12 protein-coding genes and 3 rRNA genes are annotated in these 20,168 nt (G+C 66.5%); 13 read left to right on the plus strand and 2 right to left on the minus strand.

The genetic code is table 11. From position 1 onward, the window contains the following. The first annotated feature begins 120 nt into the window (after positions 1 to 120). The 8 genes from argC (at position 121) to ABN611_RS22725 (ending at position 8,152) form a co-directional block, all read left to right on the plus strand. Positions 121 to 1,152: an N-acetyl-gamma-glutamyl-phosphate reductase gene (argC, locus tag ABN611_RS22690; RefSeq protein ID WP_350274224.1), complete on the plus strand. Its 1,032-nt coding sequence runs from the start codon at positions 121 to 123 to the stop codon at positions 1,150 to 1,152. After that, entirely contained in the window at positions 1,149 to 2,351 is a 1,203-nt protein-coding gene (gene argJ, locus ABN611_RS22695) for a bifunctional glutamate N-acetyltransferase/amino-acid acetyltransferase ArgJ (RefSeq protein WP_350274225.1), read from the plus strand. Before argC ends, argJ begins: the two co-directional genes overlap by 4 nt. Next, complete coding sequence (gene argB, locus ABN611_RS22700; RefSeq protein WP_350274226.1) at positions 2,351 to 3,223, plus strand: acetylglutamate kinase; 873 nt, start codon at positions 2,351 to 2,353, stop codon at positions 3,221 to 3,223. Before argJ ends, argB begins: the two co-directional genes overlap by 1 nt. Then, a complete protein-coding gene (locus ABN611_RS22705; protein ID WP_350274227.1) occupies positions 3,220 to 4,419 on the plus strand; it encodes an acetylornithine transaminase in 1,200 nt (399 codons plus the stop codon). The genes argB and ABN611_RS22705 overlap by 4 nt, the downstream gene beginning before the upstream one ends. After that, positions 4,419 to 5,351: an ornithine carbamoyltransferase gene (gene argF / locus ABN611_RS22710; protein WP_350274228.1), complete on the plus strand. Its 933-nt coding sequence runs from the start codon at positions 4,419 to 4,421 to the stop codon at positions 5,349 to 5,351. Before ABN611_RS22705 ends, argF begins: the two co-directional genes overlap by 1 nt. Continuing rightward, positions 5,348 to 5,860, plus strand: coding sequence for an arginine repressor (locus tag ABN611_RS22715; RefSeq protein WP_350274229.1), 513 nt, complete (start codon positions 5,348 to 5,350; stop codon positions 5,858 to 5,860). Before argF ends, ABN611_RS22715 begins: the two co-directional genes overlap by 4 nt. Positions 5,861 to 5,871: 11 nt before the next feature. Next, positions 5,872 to 7,287 (plus strand): argininosuccinate lyase, encoded by a 1,416-nt coding sequence (argH, locus tag ABN611_RS22720; RefSeq protein WP_350274230.1) that lies wholly within the window; start codon positions 5,872 to 5,874, stop codon positions 7,285 to 7,287. Positions 7,288 to 7,465: 178 nt separating this feature from the next. Next, on the plus strand, positions 7,466 to 8,152 hold the full coding sequence (locus tag ABN611_RS22725) for a DNA-3-methyladenine glycosylase (RefSeq protein WP_350274231.1): 687 nt from the start codon (positions 7,466 to 7,468) through the stop codon (positions 8,150 to 8,152). Here the strand turns inward: ABN611_RS22725 and ABN611_RS22730 are convergent. Then, complete coding sequence (locus ABN611_RS22730) at positions 8,142 to 9,089, minus strand: LLM class flavin-dependent oxidoreductase (RefSeq protein WP_350274232.1); 948 nt, start codon at positions 9,087 to 9,089, stop codon at positions 8,142 to 8,144. The genes ABN611_RS22725 and ABN611_RS22730 overlap by 11 nt on opposite strands. A 109-nt stretch (positions 9,090 to 9,198) precedes the next feature. Between ABN611_RS22730 and ABN611_RS22735 the strand changes: the two genes are divergently transcribed. The 5 genes from ABN611_RS22735 (at position 9,199) to rrf (ending at position 17,598) form a co-directional block, all read left to right on the plus strand. Then, positions 9,199 to 10,236, plus strand: a complete 1,038-nt coding sequence (locus tag ABN611_RS22735) for a phosphatase domain-containing protein (protein WP_350274233.1) — start codon at positions 9,199 to 9,201, stop codon at positions 10,234 to 10,236. A gap of 49 nt (positions 10,237 to 10,285) precedes the next feature. After that, a complete protein-coding gene (gene tyrS / locus ABN611_RS22740; RefSeq protein ID WP_350274234.1) occupies positions 10,286 to 11,578 on the plus strand; it encodes a tyrosine--tRNA ligase in 1,293 nt (430 codons plus the stop codon). A 602-nt stretch (positions 11,579 to 12,180) separates the two neighbouring features. Further along, positions 12,181 to 13,706: ribosomal RNA gene (locus ABN611_RS22745) — 16S ribosomal RNA — on the plus strand. A 499-nt stretch (positions 13,707 to 14,205) separates the two neighbouring features. Then, positions 14,206 to 17,330: ribosomal RNA gene (locus ABN611_RS22750) — 23S ribosomal RNA — on the plus strand. 150 nt (positions 17,331 to 17,480) lie between these two features. After that, positions 17,481 to 17,598 (plus strand): 5S ribosomal RNA (gene rrf, locus ABN611_RS22755). The 16S, 23S and 5S rRNA genes sit together here, the layout of an rRNA operon. A 1,459-nt stretch (positions 17,599 to 19,057) precedes the next feature. Here rrf and ABN611_RS22760 read toward each other — a convergent pair. Continuing rightward, on the minus strand, positions 19,058 to 19,390 hold the full coding sequence (locus tag ABN611_RS22760; RefSeq protein WP_350274235.1) for a helix-hairpin-helix domain-containing protein: 333 nt from the start codon (positions 19,388 to 19,390) through the stop codon (positions 19,058 to 19,060). Positions 19,391 to 20,168: the final 778 nt, after the last annotated feature.

A 20,168-nucleotide genomic window follows, 5' to 3' on the forward strand; every position in this document is an offset into this window, starting at 1 on the left:
ACACGCGCCGGGGTCCGGGCTGTGACATGACCCGCGTCACAGGGTGTATCCCGGTGGAGTGGGTAGTTGAGGGACGAGACCTGGTTGGATATTCATGCGGTTCGTGGCATACTCATTCACATGAGTGTGACGGTGGCGGTGGCCGGGGCCAGTGGGTATGCGGGGGGCGAGCTGCTGCGGTTGCTGAGCGGCCACCCCGAGGTGGAGATCGGCGCGCTGACCGCCGGCGGGAACGCCGGGACGCCGCTCGGCGCGCACCACCCACACCTCGTGCCGCTGGCCGGGCGCATCCTCGCCGAGACCACCGCGGAGAACCTCGCCGGTCACGACGTGGTGTTCCTCGCGCTCCCGCACGGACAGTCCGCCGCCATCGCCGAGCAGCTCGGCGCTGACGTCACCGTGATCGACTGCGGCGCGGACTTCCGGCTGACCGAGGCCGAGGCGTGGGTCGAGTTCTACGGCGGCGAGCACGCCGGCTCGTGGCCGTACGGGCTCCCGGAGCTCCCCGGGCAACGCGACAAGCTCCGCGGGTCGAACCGGGTCGCCGTACCGGGTTGCTATCCGACGGTCTCCACGCTCGCCCTGCTGCCCGCCGTACAGCTGAAGCTCGTCGATCCCGCCCAGCTGGTCGTCGTTGCCGTCAGCGGGACGTCGGGCGCGGGCAAGGCGCCGAAGGCCCATCTGCTCGGCGCGGAGGTGATGGGGTCCGCCTCGGCGTACGGCGTCGGCGGCGTACACCGGCACACGCCCGAGGTCGAGCAGAACCTCACGCCGTACGCCGATACGCCGGTGAGCGTCTCGTTCACGCCGGTGCTCGCGCCGATGGCCCGCGGCATCCTGGCGACCTGCAGCGCGCCGGTTGCCGAGGGCACCGACTACGCGACGCTTCGGAAGGCGTACGAGGACGCGTACGCCGACGAGCCCTTCATCCACCTGCTGCCCGAGGGGCAGTGGCCGCAGACGCAGGCCACCCTCGGCGCGAACACCGTGCAGCTCCAGGTCGCCCTCGACCAGCGCACCGGCCGCGCCGTCGTCGTGGCCGCCATGGACAACCTCACCAAGGGCACCGCCGGCGCCGCCGTGCAGTGCATGAACCTGGCCACCGGTCTCGACGAGACCGTGGCCCTGCCCCTCGTAGGAGTAGCCCCGTGACCGTCGCAGTCACACCCGCCAGTCAGGTCGATCGGAGCGCCGGTGTCACCGCGCCGGCCGGCTTCCGCGCGGCCGGGGTGATCGCCGGGATCAAGCCGGCCGGTACGCCGGACCTCACCGTCGTGGTCAACGACGGCCCGCAGTACGCCGCCGCCGGTGTCTTCACCACGAACAAGGTGAAGGCCGCGCCGGTGCTGTGGTCGCAGCAGGTGCTGACCGCCGGCGTTCTGAAGGCCGTCGTCCTGAACTCGGGCGGCGCGAACGCCTGCACCGGACCGGAAGGCTTCCAGGACACCCACAAGACCGCCGAGAAGCTCGCGTCGGTGCTGGGCGTCGGCGCCGCGGAGATCGCGGTCTGCTCGACCGGCCTGATCGGCGAGCGACTTCCCATGGACAAGCTGATCCCGGGCGTGGACGCGGCGGTGGCAGCGCTGGGCGACGACGCGGCGGCCGGACTCGCCGCGGCGACCGCGGTGATGACGACCGACAACGTCCCGAAGCAGGCCGCGCTCACGCACCCCGACGGGTGGAGCATCGGCGGTTTCGCGAAGGGCGCGGGCATGTGCGCGCCGAACATGGCGACGATGCTCAGCGTGATCACCACCGACGCCGTCCTCGACCAGCCGCACCTCGACCACGCGCTGCGGAACGCGGTCGGCAAGACCTTCAACCGGCTCGACGTCGACGGCGGTACGTCGACCAACGACACGGTGCTGCTGCTCAGCTCGGGAGCCTCCGGGGTGACCGTGACGCCCGAGGCCTTCGAGGAAGCCCTGACCGTCCTGGCTGCTGACCTGGTGAAGCAGTTGCAGGCGGACGCGGAAGGCGTCACCAAGCACGTGAGCATCACCGTCCAGGGCGCCGCGACCGAGGCGGAGGCGCTGGCCGCCGCCAAGATCGTTGCCGAGGACAACCTGTGCAAGACGGCGTTCTTCGCCTCCGATCCGAACTGGGGACGGATCGCGATGGCGGTCGGCAACGCGCCCACCGCGTTCGACCCGTCGCTGCTCGACATCACCCTCAACGGCGCCGCGATCTGTGTCGCCGGCGGCAAGGGGGTGGACAGGTCCGAGGCGGACCTCAGCGGTCTGGAGATCGACGTGGTCATCGACCTGCACGCCGGCCCGGCGTCGGCGACCGTCCTCACCACGGACCTGTCGCACGCGTACGTCGAAGAGAACTCGGCGTACTCGTCGTGATGTACGAGGCAGCGGTCGAGAAGGCCGCCGTACTGACCGAGGCCCTGCCGTGGCTGAAGGAGTTCCACGGCAAGACCGTCGTGGTGAAGTACGGCGGGAACGCGATGGTCGACGAGAAGCTCAAGCGGGCGTTCGCCGAGGACATCGTGTTCCTCCGGTACGCCGGGGTCCGGGTCGTCGTCGTGCACGGCGGCGGGCCGCAGATCAGCGACATGCTCGGCCGGCTCGGCATCGACAGCGAGTTCCGCGGCGGGCTGCGGGTCACCACGCCCGAGGCGATGGACGTCGTCGGCATGGTGCTGGTCGGCAAGGTCGGCCGCGAGTTGGTCGGGTTGCTGAACGCGCACGGCCCGTTCGCGGTCGGGATGTCCGGCGAGGACGCGGGGCTGTTCACCGCGGAGCGTCGTACGGCGCTCGTGGATGGCGAGCAGGTCGACATCGGGCTCGTCGGCGACGTGGTCGAGGTGCGGCCGGAGGCGGTGATCGACCTGATCGACGCGGGCCGGATCCCGGTGGTGTCGACGATCGCGCCCGACGAGGACGGCCAGGCGCACAACGTGAACGCCGACACCGCGGCGGCCGCGCTGGCGTCCGCGCTCGGCGCCGAGAAGCTCGTCGTACTGACCGACGTCGCCGGGCTCTACCGGAACTGGCCGGACAGCGACGAGATCATCACCCAGATCGACACCGCCGAGCTGGCCGAGTTGCTGCCGTCGCTGGCGTCCGGGATGGTGCCGAAGATGGAAGCCTGCCTGCGCGCGGTCGAGTCCGGAGTGTCCCGGGCCACCGTCATCGACGGCCGCGTCCCGCACTCGTTGCTGCTCGAGATCTTCACCGACGCCGGAAGTGGAACCCAGGTGATCCCGTCATGACCGAACTCCTCACCGTCGACGGCACCCAGGCAGCGCTCACCGAGCGCTACGCCGGCGCGTTGATGAACACCTTCGGCGCGCCGAAGCGGGTGTTGGTCCGCGGCGAGGGCGCGTACCTGTGGGACGCCGACGGCAACAAGTACCTCGACCTGCTCGGCGGGCTCGCGGTGAACTGCCTCGGGCACGCGCACCCGTTCGTGGTGTCCGCGGTGACCTCGCAGCTCGCCACCCTCGGCCACGTCTCGAACTTCTTCGCCTCCGCGCCGCAGATCGCGCTCGCCGAGAAGCTGCTCGGCCTGTTCGACGCCCCCGGCAAGGTGTTCTTCACGAACTCCGGCACCGAGGCGAACGAGGCCGCCTTCAAGATCACCCGGCGCACCGGCCGGACCAAGATCGTCTCCACGGTCGGGGCCTTCCACGGCCGGTCGATGGGCGCGCTCGCGGTGACCTGGAAGCCGGCGTACCGGGAGGCGTTCGCGCCGTTGCCCGGCGACGTGGAGTTCGTCCCGTACGGTGACGCGGCGGCGCTGGCCGCCGCGGTCGACGACCGGACCGCCGCCGTGGTGCTGGAGCCGATCCAGGGCGAGAACGGCGTCGTCGTACCACCGGCCGGCTACCTGCAGGAGGCGCGGCGGATCACGTCCGAGCGCGGCGCGCTGCTGTGGATCGACGAGATCCAGACCGGGATCGGCCGGACCGGGAGCTGGTTCGCGTACCAGCCCGAGGGCATCACGCCGGACCTGGTGACCGTGGCGAAGGGCCTCGGCGCCGGGATCCCGATCGGCGCGTGCGTCGGCCTCGGCGCGGCCGCGGACCTGCTGCAGCCGGGCAACCACGGCACCACCTTCGGCGGGAACCCGGTCGCCGCGATCGCCGGCCTGGCCGTGCTGACCGTGATCGAGCGGGACGGCCTGCTCGACCAGGTGAATGCTGTCGGCAACCACCTCGCCTCGTCGGTGATCGCGCTCGACCATCCACTGATCGCCGGCGTCCGCGGCCGCGGCATGCTGCTCGCGATCGAGCTGACCGCGCCGGTGTCGGACCAGCTCGCGACCCTCGCGCTGGACGCCGGGTTCGTGGTGAACAATCCGATCCCGGACGCGTTGCGGCTGGCGCCGCCGTACATCCTCAGCAAGGCTGATGCGGACAGTTTCGTCGCGGCCCTCCCGGGGCTGCTCGACAAGGTGGAGGCGTGATGGTCAGGCACTTCTTGCGGGACGACGACCTGTCGCCGGTCGAGCAGGACGAAGTACTGACGCTGGCCGCGCAGCTGGCGGGGGACCGGCACGGGCACAAGCCGCTCGAGGGGCCGAAGACCGTCGCGGTGATCTTCGACAAGTCGTCGACGCGGACCCGGATCTCGTTCGCGGTCGGGATCTCCGAGCTGGGCGGCGTACCGCTGGTCATCGACGCGCAGACCTCGCAGCTGGGCCGCGGCGAGCCGATCGCGGACACCGCGCGGATCCTCGACCGGCAGGTTGAAGCGATCGTCTGGCGGACCTTCGGGCAGAGCCGGATCGAGGAGATGGCCGCCGCGTCCAGCGTGCCGGTGATCAACGCGCTGACCGACGAGTTCCATCCCTGCCAGATCCTCGCCGACCTGCAGACCGTGCGGCAGCACAAGGGCTCGACGGCCGGGCTGAAGCTGGTGTACCTCGGCGACGGCGCCAACAACATGGCGCACTCGTACCTGCTCGGCGGCGCGACCGCCGGCATGCACGTGATCGTGGGGTCGCCGGAGGAGTACCAGCCGGATCCGGACGTCCTGGTGAAGGCGGCGGCGATCGCCGAGCAGACCGGCGGCTCGGTCGCGTGGACCGCGGACCCGGTCGCGGCGGTCGACGGAGCCGACGTCGTCGCCACCGACACCTGGGTGTCGATGGGCCAGGAGGGCGAGGCGGCCGACCGCGAGGCGCCGTTCGTGCCGTACGCCGTGACCGAGGACCTGCTCGGCAAGGCGAAGCCGGACGCGATCGTGCTGCACTGCCTGCCCGCCTATCGTGGCAAGGAGATCGAGGCGGCCGTCATCGACGGACCGCAGTCGGTCGTCTGGGACGAGGCCGAGAACCGGCTGCACGCGCAGAAGGCGCTGCTGTCGTGGCTGCTGGCAAGGAGTTTCGCTTCGTGAGTATCGCGGTTCCCACTACCAAGACGGCCCGCCAGCAGCGGATCGTCGACCTGCTCGGCCGGCAGCCGGTGCGGTCGCAGACGGAGCTGGCCGAGCTGCTCGCCGCCTCCGGCCTGGTGGTCGGGCAGGCGACGCTGTCGCGGGACTTGGTCGAGATCGGCGCGGTCAAGGTCCGCGACTCCTCCGGCCAGCTCGTGTACGCCGTACCGGGCGAGGGCGGCGACCGTACGCCGCGCGCGGGTGAGGCGGCCGCCTTCGAGGCGCGGCTGGCGCGGGTGGCGTCCGAGTTGCTGGTGTCGGCCGAGGGCAGCGCGAACCTCGTGATCCTGCGGACGCCGCCGGGCGCGGCGCAGTACTTCGCTTCGGCGATCGACCACGTGGGACTCGACGACGTGCTCGGCACCATCGCCGGCGACGACACCGTCATGGTCGTCTCGCGCAACCCCACCGGCGGTGAGGCGCTCGCCTCCCGCTTCCTGTCCCTCGCCGCCCGCACCGAACCGAAGTAGAGGAAGTTGTCGTGAGTACTGGAGAGAGCGCCGCCCTGTGGGGTGGACGGTTCGCGGGCGGGCCGGCGGACGCGCTGGCGGCGTTGAGCAAGTCGACCGACTTCGACTGGCGGCTGGCGCCGTACGACATCGCCGGGTCGAAGGCGCACGCCAAGGTGCTGCACCGCGCGGGGCTGCTGACCGACGAGGACCTGGCCGCGATGCTGGCGGGGCTCGACGGCCTGCTGGACGACGTACTGTCCGGGAACTTCCTCCCCGCCGAGGAGGACGAGGACGTGCACACCGCGCTGGAGCACGGGCTGCTCGTGCGGCTCGGTGCCGAGCTCGGCGGGCGGCTGCGTGCCGGGCGGTCGCGGAACGACCAGGTCGCGACGCTGTTCAAGAGCTACCTGCGGGAGCACGGGCGGATCATCGGACGGTTGCTGCTGGAGCAGGTTCAGGTGCTGGCGGAGCAGGCTTCGCGGCACCTCGGGGTGGCGATGCCGGGGCGGACGCATCTGCAGCACGCGCAGCCGGTGTTGCTGTCGCACCATCTGCTTGCGCACGCCTGGCCGCTGATCCGGGACCTGGACCGGCTGGCCGACTGGGACGCGCGGGTCGCGGCGGACTCGCCGTACGGCTCGGGGGCCCTGGCGGGTAGCTCGCTGGGGCTGGATCCGGTGTTCGTCGCGCAGGAGCTGGGGTTCACGAACTCGTCGGCGAACTCGATCGACGGGACGTCGTCGCGGGACTTCGTGGCGGAGTTCGCGTTCGTGACCGCGCAGATCGGGGTCGACCTGTCCCGGCAGGCCGAGGAGGTGATCCTCTGGGCGACGAAGGAGTTCGGGTTCGTCGAACTGGACGACGCGTTCTCGACCGGGTCGAGCATCATGCCGCAGAAGAAGAACCCGGACATCGCCGAACTCGCTCGCGGCAAGGCCGGCCGCCTGATCGGCAACCTGAGCGGCCTGCTGGCGACACTCAAGGCGCAGCCGCTCGCGTACAACCGGGACCTGCAGGAGGACAAGGAGCCGGTCTTCGACTCCATCGACACGCTGGAGCTGCTGCTGCCCGCGTTCACCGGCATGATCCGCACGCTTCGCTTCAACACGGACCGCCTGGAGGAGCTGGCCCCCCAGGGCTTCTCGTTGGCCACCGACATCGCCGAATGGCTCGTCCGCCAGAAGGTCCCCTTCCGGGTAGCCCACGAACTGGCCGGCGCCTGCGTCCAGGAATGCGAGAAACGCGGCCTCGAACTCTGGGACCTGACCGACGACGACCTCGCCGCGATCTCCCCGGAGTTGACGCCTGAGGTCCGCACCGTCCTCACGGTCGAAGGCTCCCTAACCTCCCGCAACACCCGAGGCGGCACCGCCCAGGAGCGGGTCGCCGAACAACTCGAGGAACTGCGCGCCCGCGCAACAGCCCACGCCACCCGCCTGACCTGACCCAAGGCAGCGGCGCGCCCGCGCAACAGCCCACGCCACCCGCCTGGCCTGACCCAAGGCAGCGGCGCGCCGCCGACCCCGCGTCGGTCGACGCCGGCCAGCGGTGTGTTCTTCAACAGCCCGCCGGGCGAGCCGGCCGGAGAGCCGGCTTGCCCGGCGGTCGCCTAAGGTGCTGGGTATGCGGCGTTCGGCTCTCGATGGTTCTGTTCTGGAGGTGGCGCCGCGGTTGCTCGGGGCGGTGTTGCGGAGCACCACCGACGAGGGAACGGTTGCGGTCCGGCTGACCGAGGTCGAGGCGTACGACGGCCCGAACGACCCCGGCTCCCACGCCTACCGCGGCCAGACCGCCCGCAACACCGTCATGTTCGGCCCACCCGGCTACCTGTACGTCTACTTCACCTACGGCATGCACTTCTGCATGAACGTCGTCGCCGGCCCCGACGGCACCCCCTCGGCCGTCCTCCTCCGCGCCGGCGAAATCATCGAAGGCCACGAACTGGCCCGCAAACGCCGCGGCCTCCGCACCGACCCGAAGACCGCTTTCAACCAGTCGGTGGCCCACAATGTCCGCCCAGGCCCGGTGCTCAAGCGACCACCGGCCAACCCGGACCGCGACCTGGCTCGCGGCCCCGCGCGCCTCTGTGTTGCCCTCGGCATCGGACGCGAAGGCAACGGCGCCGACCTCTTCGCGACGACCTCGCCTATCCAGCTCCTCGACGGCCCCGGCTTCGACGGCGAACCCGCCACCGGCCCCCGTGTAGGCCTCCGCGAGGCCGCCGACCGCGCCTGGCGCTTCTGGATCCCCGGTGACCCAACTGTCTCGCCGTACCGCCCCCACGTCCCGAAGAAACGCTCTAACGGTTAGCCAGCTCCAGCACATACTCGAGCTGTGGCAGCCCGTGCTCCACCTCCGGATCCGGGAACAGCCCGACGTGCTGCACCCCCGCCGCCTCCAGTGTCGCGAGATGCGCCGCCGCATCGTCCAGCGTCCCGATCGCCCCGATCTCCGTCCACCACTCGCGAGGCATCCCGACCAGCCCGGCGTCGCCGGAGGCGTCGTACAACTTCTGCAACTCGTCGAAGAACGGCAACGCCGTCAGCTGCGGCGCCTTCGCCCCGATCCGCTCACCCAGCCACGGCGCCGTCCACTCGTACGCCGCCTTGCGGTCCTCTCGTACGCACATCGCCGTGAACACCGCCACCACGAACCCCTCAGGCGACCCGGCGTACTGGACCGACTGACGCACGTACGCCGCCGTAGCCGGCTCCGCGAGCACAAGCCCACCCGCCACCCGCCCCGCCAGCGCCATCGACCTGGGCCCCTGCACCCCGAGCAGGATCGGCGGTACGACGGCCGGCGGCGCGTCCAGCTTCACCTTGTCGAGGAAGACCGTCCGACCGTCGACGCTCACCTCCTCGCCCCGCAGCAGCCGCGTGACACTCGTGGTCACCTCCTCGAGCGCCGTGAGCGGCGACTTGGGCCGCACTCCCATCTGCCCCATCCACGACTGCACCCCATGACCGATCCCCGGCAGGAACCGCCCCGGCCCGAGCGCGTCCAGCGTCGCGAACTCCATCGCCGTCACGGCCGCCGTACGAGCGACCGCCGGCACGATCCCGAGCCCGACGGTGATCCGCTCCGTCGAGGTGAGCGCGGCCGAGACCAGCGACGGCCCGGCGGTGTAGAAGCAGTCCTCGATGATCCACAGCTCGTCCGCGCCGCCGTCGTCGAGGCGCCGCGCCACGTCGGTGACGAGCGCGGCCGGATAGGTCCGGGGGAAGCACATTCCGACATCAGTCATGGGTAGAAGGTAGGAGATGCCGCGGACAGTTCGTGAAGGACGCGTGAAAGCTGTCCACGGACCGCGGGGCAGGACGACTAGCGGCCCGTGCGGCGGGTAGGTTTCTGGTATGGCCCGTCCGCACTACTCGTCCCGCCTCGAGGACTGGTTCAACGTCGGGGTCGCGGCGGTGCTGCGGCGGCGCGGCTGGCAGGAGCGGATCATCCCGCAGGTCGGCTACGGCACCACCGAGTTCGTCCGGGTGATCGCGCGCGTCGTGCTCGGCCGGGACCCGCGCAACCAGCCGCGGTACGACGAGGACCAGGTGGTGCGGGGCTGGCGCGCGTTCGTGACCGCGCCGGCGACGAAGGTGCCGGTGTCGGTGATCGTCGGCGGGGAGACGTTCGAGACGCTGACCGATCGCGGCGGGTTCGTCGACCTCGCGGTGCCGGTGGTGCTGCCGCCGGGATGGCACGAGATCGTGCTCGGCGTGCGGGGTGACCGGCAGGCGCGGGCACGGATCTTCGTCCCGGATCCGGACGCGACGTTCGGGCTGGTCAGCGACATCGACGACACGGTGATCCTGACGATGCTGCCGCGGCCGCTGATCGCGGCCTGGAACACGTTCGTCCGCGACGAGCAGGCGCGCCGCGTCGTACCGGGAATGGCCGGTCTGTACGAGGAGCTGCTGGCGGACCACCCGGGCGCGCCGATGTTCTACCTGTCGACCGGCGCCTGGAACACCGCGCCGACGCTGACCCGCTTCCTGGCGCGGCACGGGTACCCGCCGGGGCCGTTGCTGATGACGGACTGGGGGCCGACCAACACAGGTTGGTTCCGCAGCGGCCAGGAGCACAAGCGGACGGCCCTGCGCCGGCTGGCGCGGGAGTTCCCCAACGTGCGCTGGGTGCTGATCGGTGACGACGGCCAGCACGACCCCCAGTTGTACGGCGACTTCGCGCAGACGCATCCGGACCAGGTGCTGGCCATCGGCATCCGCCAGCTCACCCCGGCCGAGCAGGTGCTGTCGCACGGTCTGCCGGTGCCGAACCAGGACCCTGGTGCGCACGACCCGCACCGGCCGACGGCTGTCACGGTGCAGGGGCCGGACGGACATGCCCTGCGGCCGCAGCTCCGGTCCGTGCTGACCCGTCCGGAAGCCACCTGAGCCGCATACAGGACACTAGTACCGACCGACGTACTCGAGGAGAGAACTAGTGACCGAACGCCGCACTCAGGTGCTTGACGACCTGGAGAGCCGTGGCCTGATCGCCCACTCCACCGATCCGGACGCCCTCCGGGCCTCGATGGCGGCGGGACCGATCACCTCGTATGTCGGTTTCGACCCCACAGCGCCCAGCCTGCACATGGGGAACCTGCTGCAGCTGCTGACGCTGCGGCGGCTCCAGCTGGCCGGCCACAACCCGATCGGGCTCGTCGGCGGCGCCACCGGACTGATCGGTGACCCCAAGGAGACGTCCGAGCGGGTGCTGAACCCGAAGGACGTCGTCCACGAGTGGGTCGAGCGGGTGCGGGTGCAGGTGGAGAAGTTCGTCGACTTCGACCCCGCGCTGCCGAACCCGGCCCGGATCGTCAACAACTACGACTGGACCAAGGACCTCAACACACTCGACTTCCTGCGGGACATCGGGAAGCACTTCCCGGTGAACCGGATGCTCGGCCGCGAGGTGGTGAAGGCGCGGCTGGAACAGGGGATCAGCTACACCGAGTTCAGCTACGTGTTGCTGCAGTCGCTCGACTTCCTGGAGCTGTACCGGCGGCACAACTGCACGCTGCAGACCGGCGGCAGCGACCAGTGGGGGAACCTGACGGCCGGCGTGGAGCTCATCCGCCGTACCGACGCGGGCAAGGCGCACGCACTGGCGACGCCGCTGGTGACGAAGGCCGACGGGACCAAGTTCGGGAAGACGGAGTCCGGCACGGTGTGGCTGGACCGCGAACTGACGACGCCGTACGCGTTCTACCAGTTCTGGTTCAACAGCGACGACCGGGACGTCATGCAGCTGGTGCGGTTCTACACGTTCCGTACGGCGGAGGAGATCGCCGCACTCGAGGCTGCGACGGCGGAACGGCCGCAGGCCCGCGAAGCGCAGCGGGTGCTGGCAGAGGACGTGACGACGCTGGTGCACGGTGCCGAGGAGACTCGGCGGGTGCAGGAGGCGTCGAAGGCATTGTTCGGCCAGGGGGAGCTGGGATCACTGGACGGCTCGACGCTGGTCGCGGCGCTGCGCGAAGCGCCTCATGTGGAGCTGGGCAACGGCGAGGCGATGCCGACGTACGGCGACCTGCTGGTGAAGTCCGGACTCGTCGCCAGCAAGTCGGCTGCGCGGCGGACCGTGGCCGAGGGCGGGGCGTACCTGAACAACGAGAAGGTGAAGGACGCGGAGTACGTGCCGACCGCGGACGACCTGTTGCCGGGTGGCGTGCTGGTGCTGCGCCGCGGGAAGCGCTCGTTCGCAGGAGTTCTGGCGTCGCCGGCGCAGGGCTGAGGGCTTCTGCTGTGGTGCTGTTGGGCGTCATGGTGTGGGGGTGGCCTCCTCTCCCACACTCGGGTTGCCGGAGGCAAATTACAGCCCTGTGATTCAGCCCACCGGGGCTCGATTTGACCGGCAACCTGGGGGCCACGTAATGTTCTTCTTGTTGGAGCGAGGCGCGGGACGCGAAAGCGGCCGGTCGCTCCGAACCCCCCAAGGCTAGCTGAGCCGAACCGGGTTGTCTGACTCGGGGCGGTAGCTTGGATGCGGGTGGAGGATCCGAGAAACCGGGACTTGACCCGGTGGATCTGGTCCGGTAAAGTAGCGCAGGTTGCCCCGGGAGCCTGGCCGAAAGGTCAGACTGCGGTGTGCGTCCGATTCTTGAGAACTCAACAGCGTGCCGAAAGTCAATGCCGAAAGATGCATTAACCCCGTCCACAGGCGTTGAACGATTCTCCTAGGCCCTGGGTCTTTGATCTTGGGTTGTGGGTTGTCGTTGTCTGTGGGTGGATTCCTTTGAAATTATACGGATGACAAGCCAGTAATGGTTTTGTTTCTGATTCAAAGGATCGCTTTTCGATTGTCGACTCCCAGTCTTTGACTGGTTGTCATATTTTCCAACGGAGAGTTTGATCCTGGCTCAGGACGAACGCTGGCGGCGTGCTTAACACATGCAAGTCGAGCGGTAAGGCCCCTTCGGGGGTACACGAGCGGCGAACGGGTGAGTAACACGTGAGCAACCTACCCTCAACTTTGGGATAAGCCTCGGAAACGGGGTCTAATACCGGATAACACCAACTGTCTCATGGTGGTTGGTTGAAAGTTCTGGCGGTTGGGGATGGGCTCGCGGCCTATCAGCTTGTTGGTGGGGTAATGGCCTACCAAGGCGTCGACGGGTAGCCGGCCTGAGAGGGCGACCGGCCACACTGGGACTGAGACACGGCCCAGACTCCTACGGGAGGCAGCAGTGGGGAATATTGCGCAATGGACGAAAGTCTGACGCAGCAACGCCGCGTGAGGGATGACGGCCTTCGGGTTGTAAACCTCTTTCAGCAGGGACGAAGCGAGAGTGACGGTACCTGCAGAAGAAGGACCGGCCAACTACGTGCCAGCAGCCGCGGTAATACGTAGGGTCCGAGCGTTGTCCGGAATTATTGGGCGTAAAGGGCTCGTAGGCGGTTCGTCACGTCGGGAGTGAAAACTCGGGGCTTAACCCCGAGCCTGCTTCCGATACGGGCAGACTAGAGGTAGGCAGGGGAGAGCGGAACTCCTGGTGTAGCGGTGGAATGCGCAGATATCAGGAAGAACACCGGTGGCGAAGGCGGCTCTCTGGGCCTTACCTGACGCTGAGGAGCGAAAGCGTGGGTAGCGAACAGGATTAGATACCCTGGTAGTCCACGCCGTAAACGTTGGGCGCTAGGTGTGGGGGACATTCCACGTCCTCCGTGCCGCAGCTAACGCATTAAGCGCCCCGCCTGGGGAGTACGGCCGCAAGGCTAAAACTCAAAGGAATTGACGGGGGCCCGCACAAGCGGCGGAGCATGCGGATTAATTCGATGCAACGCGAAGAACCTTACCTGGGTTTGACATATAGGGAAATCCTCCAGAGATGGGGGGGTCCGTAAGGGTCCTATACAGGTGGTGCATGGCTGTCGTCAGCTCGTGTCGTGAGATGTTGGGTTAAGTCCCGCAACGAGCGCAACCCTCGTCCTATGTTGCCAGCACGCCCTTCGGGGTGGTGGGGACTCATAGGAGACTGCCGGGGTCAACTCGGAGGAAGGTGGGGATGACGTCAAGTCATCATGCCCCTTATGTCCAGGGCTTCACGCATGCTACAATGGCCGGTACAAAGGGCTGCGAAGCTGTAAGGTGGAGCGAATCCCAAAAAGCCGGTCTCAGTTCGGATTGGGGTCTGCAACTCGACCCCATGAAGTCGGAGTCGCTAGTAATCGCAGATCAGCAACGCTGCGGTGAATACGTTCCCGGGCCTTGTACACACCGCCCGTCACGTCATGAAAGTCGGCAACACCCGAAGCCGGTGGCCTAACCCTTGTGGAGGGAGCCGTCGAAGGTGGGGCTGGCGATTAGGACGAAGTCGTAACAAGGTAGCCGTACCGGAAGGTGCGGCTGGATCACCTCCTTTCTAAGGAGCACTTTGGCAGCCTGCCCGTTATGGGTTTGGGGTTGTTCATGTCATCACTGCTCGAGCGTACGTCTCGGGGTGATGGTGCTCGGAATGTGGAACATTGACCATTAGGCCTGGATCTCGAGTGATCGAGTTAGTACTGCTGCTGCTTTTCGGAGCGCGGCGTGGAACGCGAGAGTGCTTGGGTGATGGGTCGAGGCGCGCTGTTGGGTCCTGAGGAATCGGGCCCGGCTCACAGGAACTGAGGTTTCTGGGGGTTGGATCTGTTTCTTCTGGGTCGCTGGCCGATCACGTTGGTGGTTGGTTGGGTGGCTGGGGCCGGCTCTCATCAGACTGCTGGTGGGTGTGTTTGCTGGGTGTGTTGTTTCCCTGGTGGGCATATCACTACTGGTAAGTGGTGGTTCGGGGTTGGTGTTCCTGCCCGTATTTTGAGAACTGTATAGTGAACGCGAGCATCTTTGTAGCGTAATTTTTGTTCTTGGTTTTTTTGTTTTTGTGACAAGCTACTAAGGGCAATCGGTGGATGTCTTGGCACCAAGAGCCGATGAAGGACGTTGGAGCCTGCGATAAGCCCCGGGGAGTTGGCAACCGAGCTGTGATCCGGGGATGTCCGAATGGGGAAACCCAGCTGGCATTCTAAAGCCAGTTACCAGTGCCTGAACACATAGGGTTCTGGAGGGAACGCGGGGAAGTGAAACATCTCAGTACCCGTAGGAAGAGAAAACAATTGTGATTCCGTGAGTAGTGGCGAGCGAAAGCGGATGAGGCTAAACCATGTGCGTGTGATAGCCGGCGTGCGTTGCGTATATGGGGTTGTGGGAGCATTCAGACACTAATGCCGTGGTGTCGGAGAGTTATCAATCGCTGTTGAAGTCGAATCTTCTGGAATGTTGAGCCGTAGTGGGTTATAGCCCTGTAGGCGTAAGACAGTGACTCTCGAGTGTTTTCCCAAGTAGCACGGGACTCTTGAAATCTCGTGTGAATCTGGCGGGACCACCCGCTAAGCCTAAATACTTCTTGGTGACCGATAGCGGACTAGTACCGTGAGGGAAAGATGAAAAGTACCCGGGAGGGGAGTGAAATAGTACCTGAAACCGGTTGCCTACAATCCGTCGGAGCATCTCCTTGTGGGGTGTGACGGCGTGCCTTTTGAAGAATGAGCCTGCGAGTTAGTGGTGTGTGGCGAGGTTAACCCGTGTGGGGTAGCCGTAGCGAAAGCGAGTCTGAATAGGGCGTTTTAGTCGCATGCTCTAGACCCGAAGCGGAGTGATCTATCCATGGGCAGGTTGAAGCGTGGGTAAGACCGCGTGGAGGACCGAACCCACCAGGGTTGAAAACCTGGGGGATGACCTGTGGATAGGGGTGAAAGGCCAATCAAACTCCGTGATAGCTGGTTCTCCCCGAAATGCATATAGGTGCAGCGTCGTGTGTTTCTTACCGGAGGTAGAGCACTGGATGGTCTAGGGGGCTTACCGGCTTACCGAAATCAGCCAAACTCCGAATGCCGGTAAGTGAGAGCGCGGCAGTGAGACTGCGGGGGATAAGCTCCGTAGTCGAGAGGGAAACAGCCCAGATCACCAGCTAAGGCCCCTAAGCGATTGCTAAGTGGAAAAGGATGTGGAGTTGCCCAGACAACCAGGAGGTTGGCTTAGAAGCAGCCACCCTTGAAAGAGTGCGTAATAGCTCACTGGTCAAGTGATTCCGCGCCGACAATGTAGCGGGGCTCAAGCAATCCGCCGAAGCTGTGGCACTCACACTTGTACTCGGCCTCACCTTTGGGTGTGGTCCAGGTGTGTGGGTGGGTAGGGGAGCGTCGTGCAGCGTGTGAAGCAGCCTAGTGATGGAGTTGTGGATGCTGCACGAGTGAGAATGCAGGCATGAGTAGCGAATGACGGGTGAGAAACCCGTCCGCCGGATGATCAAGGGTTCCAGGGTCAAGCTAATCTGCCCTGGGTAAGTCGGGACCTAAGGCGAGGCCGACAGGCGTAGTCGATGGACAACGGGTTGATATTCCCGTACCGGCATTAACACGACCCGACCGAACCCGCTGATGCTAAGGAACTGAAGCTGTGATGTCTTCGGACGGATCGGTGGATGTTCTGACCCGAGGTGGTAGTAGGTGCATTGAGGAGTGACGCAGGAGGGTAGTCCAACCGCGGCGATGGTAGGCGCAAGCTGATCCGCGGGCAAGGTGGTAGGGCGAGGCATAGGCAAATCCGTGTCTCATTGAGCCTGAGAGCCGAGGCGGACCCGTTTAGGGGAAGTGGATGATCCCATGCTGCCGAGAAAAACTTCGCAGTGAGTGTTAGAGCCGCCCGTACCCCAAACCGACACAGGTGATCAGGTAGAGAATACCGAGGCGATCGAGTGAACCATGGTTAAGGAACTCGGCAAAATGCCCCCGTAACTTCGGGAGAAGGGGGACCTGATCCGTTAGGTGACTTGCTCACCGAAGCGGTGATGGTCGCAGAGACCAGGCCCAAGCGACTGTTTACTAAAAACACAGGTCCGTGCGAAGAAGTAATTCGATGTATACGGACTGACGCCTGCCCGGTGCTGGAACGTTAAGGGGACAGGTTAGCTGGTTTCGGCCGGCGAAGCTTTGAACTTAAGCGCCAGTAAACGGCGGTGGTAACTATAACCATCCTAAGGTAGCGAAATTCCTTGTCGGGTAAGTTCCGACCTGCACGAATGGCGTAACGACTTGGGCGCTGTCTCAACCATGGACTCGGCGAAATTGCATTACGAGTAAAGATGCTCGTTACGCGCAGCAGGACGGAAAGACCCCGGGACCTTTACTACAACTTGGTATTGGTGGTCGGTACAACTTGTGTAGGATAGGTGGGAGACTGTGAAGCTCGGACGCCAGTTCGGGTGGAGTCATCGTTGAAATACCACTCTGGTTGTTCTGGCTGTCTAACTTTGGTCCGTTATCCGGATCAGGGACAGTGCCTGGTGGGTAGTTTGACTGGGGCGGTCGCCTCCTAAAAGGTAACGGAGGCGCTCAAAGGTTCCCTCAGCCTGGTTGGCAATCAGGTGTCGAGTGTAAGTGCACAAGGGAGCTTGACTGTGAGACAGACATGTCGAGCAGGGACGAAAGTCGGAACTAGTGATCCGGCGGTGGCATGTGGGAGCACCGTCGCTCAACGGATAAAAGGTACCCCGGGGATAACAGGCTGATCTTCCCCAAGAGTCCATATCGACGGGATGGTTTGGCACCTCGATGTCGGCTCGTCGCATCCTGGGGCTGGAGTAGGTCCCAAGGGTTGGGCTGTTCGCCCATTAAAGCGGCACGCGAGCTGGGTTTAGAACGTCGTGAGACAGTTCGGTCCCTATCCGCTGCGCGCGCAGGAGACTTGAGAAGGGCTGCCCCTAGTACGAGAGGACCGGGGTGGACGAACCTCTGGTGTGCCAGTTGTTCCGCCAGGAGCACGGCTGGTTGGCTACGTTCGGGAGTGATAACCGCTGAAAGCATCTAAGCGGGAAGCACGCTTCAAGATGAGGTCTCCCACCGGGTTAACCGGGTAAGGCCCCCAGTAGACCACTGGGTTGATAGGCCAGAAGTGGAAGCGCGGTAACGTGTGGAGCTGACTGGTACTAATAGGCCGAGGGCTTGTCACACACTCATCATCGTTTACGGTGATGGAACAGAAGGCTTCGAGCTGCGCTATGTAACAGGTGTTCGCGTTCACTGTACGGTTCCCGGAATACGGTCAACCCAGCCCACACTTCACGGTGGCTTGTGTTGGTTGATATGTGTTCTCATAGAGTTTCGGTGGCCATAGCGTCGGGGAAACACCCAGTCTCCATTCCGAACCTGGAAGTTAAGCCCGCCAGCGCCGATGGTACTGCGACCGGGAGGTCGTGGGAGAGTAGGACGCCGCCGGACATTCACACTGTTAAGGGCCACCCCACGGGGTGGCCCTTAACATTTCTCTAGCTATTTGCGCCGGCAACCTGAGCTCCAACCGGACCAGCAGCCCAGCCTTTGCGCGAACCGGTGACCAGTCCCTGTGCGAACCGGCAACCCAGCTCCTGCGCTGACCCAAGCCGGCGTCGCCGCGCGACCGGCAGGACGGCGGCCACAGCGCTCGGACAGACGGGGCCCGGTCCGACAGACAGACGAGTTCTGGTCCGACACCTTCTGCCCGGTACTGCGGCGCCCCTCTGCGCGGCTCGCCGCAGTGCCCCGTCCTCCGACACCTCGCAGTACAGGCCCAGGCGCAGCACGAGCCAATCGCAGCACGAGCCAATCGCAGCACGAGCCAATCGCAGGACTGGCCAACCGCAGGACGAGCCAATCGCAGGACGGCCCGCTCACGCGAGCCGACGGCCCCGCTCGGCCCCGCGGCACCCTCGGCAACTGCCCGGCCCCGCGGCACCCTGCCTGGCACCCTGCCTGGCACCCTGCTCGGCACCCTGCTCGGCACCCTGCTCGGCACCCTGCTCGGCACCCTGCTCGGCACCCTGCTCGGCACCCTGCTCGGCACCCTGCTCGGCACCCTGCTCGGCACCCTGCTCGGCACCCTGCTCGGCACCCTGCTCGGCACCCTGCTCGGCACCCTGCCTGGCACCCTGCTCGGCACCCTGCTCGGCACCCTGCTCGGCACCCTGCTCGGCACCCTGCTCGGCACCCTGCTCGGCACCCTGCTCGGCACCCTGCTCGGCACCCTGCTCGGCACCCTGCTCGGCACCCTGCTCGGCACCCTGCTCGGCACCCTGCTCGGCACCCTGCTCGGCTGCTCGGCACCCTGCTCGGCACCCTGCTCGGCACCCTGCTCGGCACCCTGCTCGGCACCCTGCTCGGCACCCTGCTCGGCACCCTGCTCGGCACCCTGCTCGGCACCCTGCTCGGCACCCTGCTCGGCACCCTGCTCGGCACCCTGCTCCCTGCTCGGCACCCTGCTCGGCACCCTGCTCGGCACCCTGCTCGGCACCCTGCTCGGCACCCTGCTCGGCACCCTGCTCGGCACCCTGCTCGGCACCCTGCTCGGCACCCTGCTTGGCACCCTGCTCGGCACCCTGCTCGGCACCCTGCTCGGCACCCTGCTCGGCACCCTGCTCGGCACCCTGCTCGGCACCCTGCTCGGCACCCTGCTCGGCACCCTGCTCGGCACTGTGCGTCGGCCATTCGTGCGGTACGGCGCCATCCGCTTGGTACTGGGCCGGCCTCGGGCAGGACGCCTTCGGAGCCCCGCAGTACAGCTGATGCCGCGGAGTCCGGCAGCACCGCGGCACTTGCCGGGCACCGCGCGCCGGCCGATCGTCCGGTCGGCTCCATCCGCGATCGCGCCGTACTCGGGCGGAGCGCAGTACGGTGCGGTGCGCTTGTGGATGGTTGGTTGTCGCTAGCCGGTCTTGCGTTGGGGGGTGTAGGTCCACCATGGGCGGGGTGGGTTGCCGTTCGCCTGGTCGACGGCGGACATGATGGTGTCCAGCAGGCAAGGGTCGTGCCGCTGGCCGTCTCGGGCGCAGATCAGTTCGTAGATTTCTCCGGGATCGCGCCCGGTCAGCTGCTCGGTCCGGGTGATGCCTGCGCGAGCCAGATAGTCGGCTACTGCCGGGCCGACGTTCATCAAGTTGGTCAGTTCTGTCGCGTTCACTCTCGGATTCGCTGTAGGCATGACTTCCACGATGCCCCGCGAACTGCCGAAGGTCTTGAACGGATCGGACAGCCTCATCCGGTCGGTGAGCTCGACCCGCGCAGTACGCCGTCGACGTAACCATCCATGCCCCCGCGAGCGCCCGCGAGCCCCCGCGAGCCCCCGCGAGCCCTCGTGAGGCTCCATGAGCCTCCGTGGACCGCGCCCTGCCAGCGACGGCGCGCGCGAGCTGTCTGCCGGCCGGGATCCGCGGGCGCCGTGGACCATGCAGCACGGCGCGCAGCACGGCGCGCAGCACGGCGCGCAGCAAGGCTGCGCGGCGGCAGGTGCTGTGTGCTGCCCGCGCCGCGCCGGCATTGCGTGGTGGACGATGCAGACGCGGCGTATGCGTCGCCCGGGTATTGCCCTCGTTTGAGGGCGCAGGTGCCATGGCTGCGGCGTTCTCGAGCGGCTCGTCGGCCGTGGCTGAGCGTGGAACGCGGTGTGCTTGCGGAACGGACCGGGGCAGGTTTGCGGAATCCTGCTGCGCGTCCGAGGGGGCCTAGGTGTCTCTGGGGCTTCTGGAGCCTTTCAGTGCGAACAGTCATCGCGGTATGTGACGGGCGCAGTTGTCGTTTCGGTGGAGACGGGCCGCTCGGTTGTCTTTCGGTCAGTGCTGGGAAGTAGGCGATGCGGTGGATCGTTGTGGGGGACGGTAACGTTTGTCCGATTACTGTTCTTCAGCTTTGTTAGGAGTCACCGTGGCTACGCCACCTCGCAATCCTCGCTCCGGTTCTGGGGACCGTCGCGGTTCCTCCGGAGGTGCCGGGCGGTCCGGCCGTACTGGTGGGGGGCGCTCGGACTCCGGGGATCGCTC

The sequence above is a fragment of the Kribbella sp. HUAS MG21 genome, from assembly GCF_040254265.1.
Lineage (GTDB): Bacteria > Actinomycetota > Actinomycetes > Propionibacteriales > Kribbellaceae > Kribbella.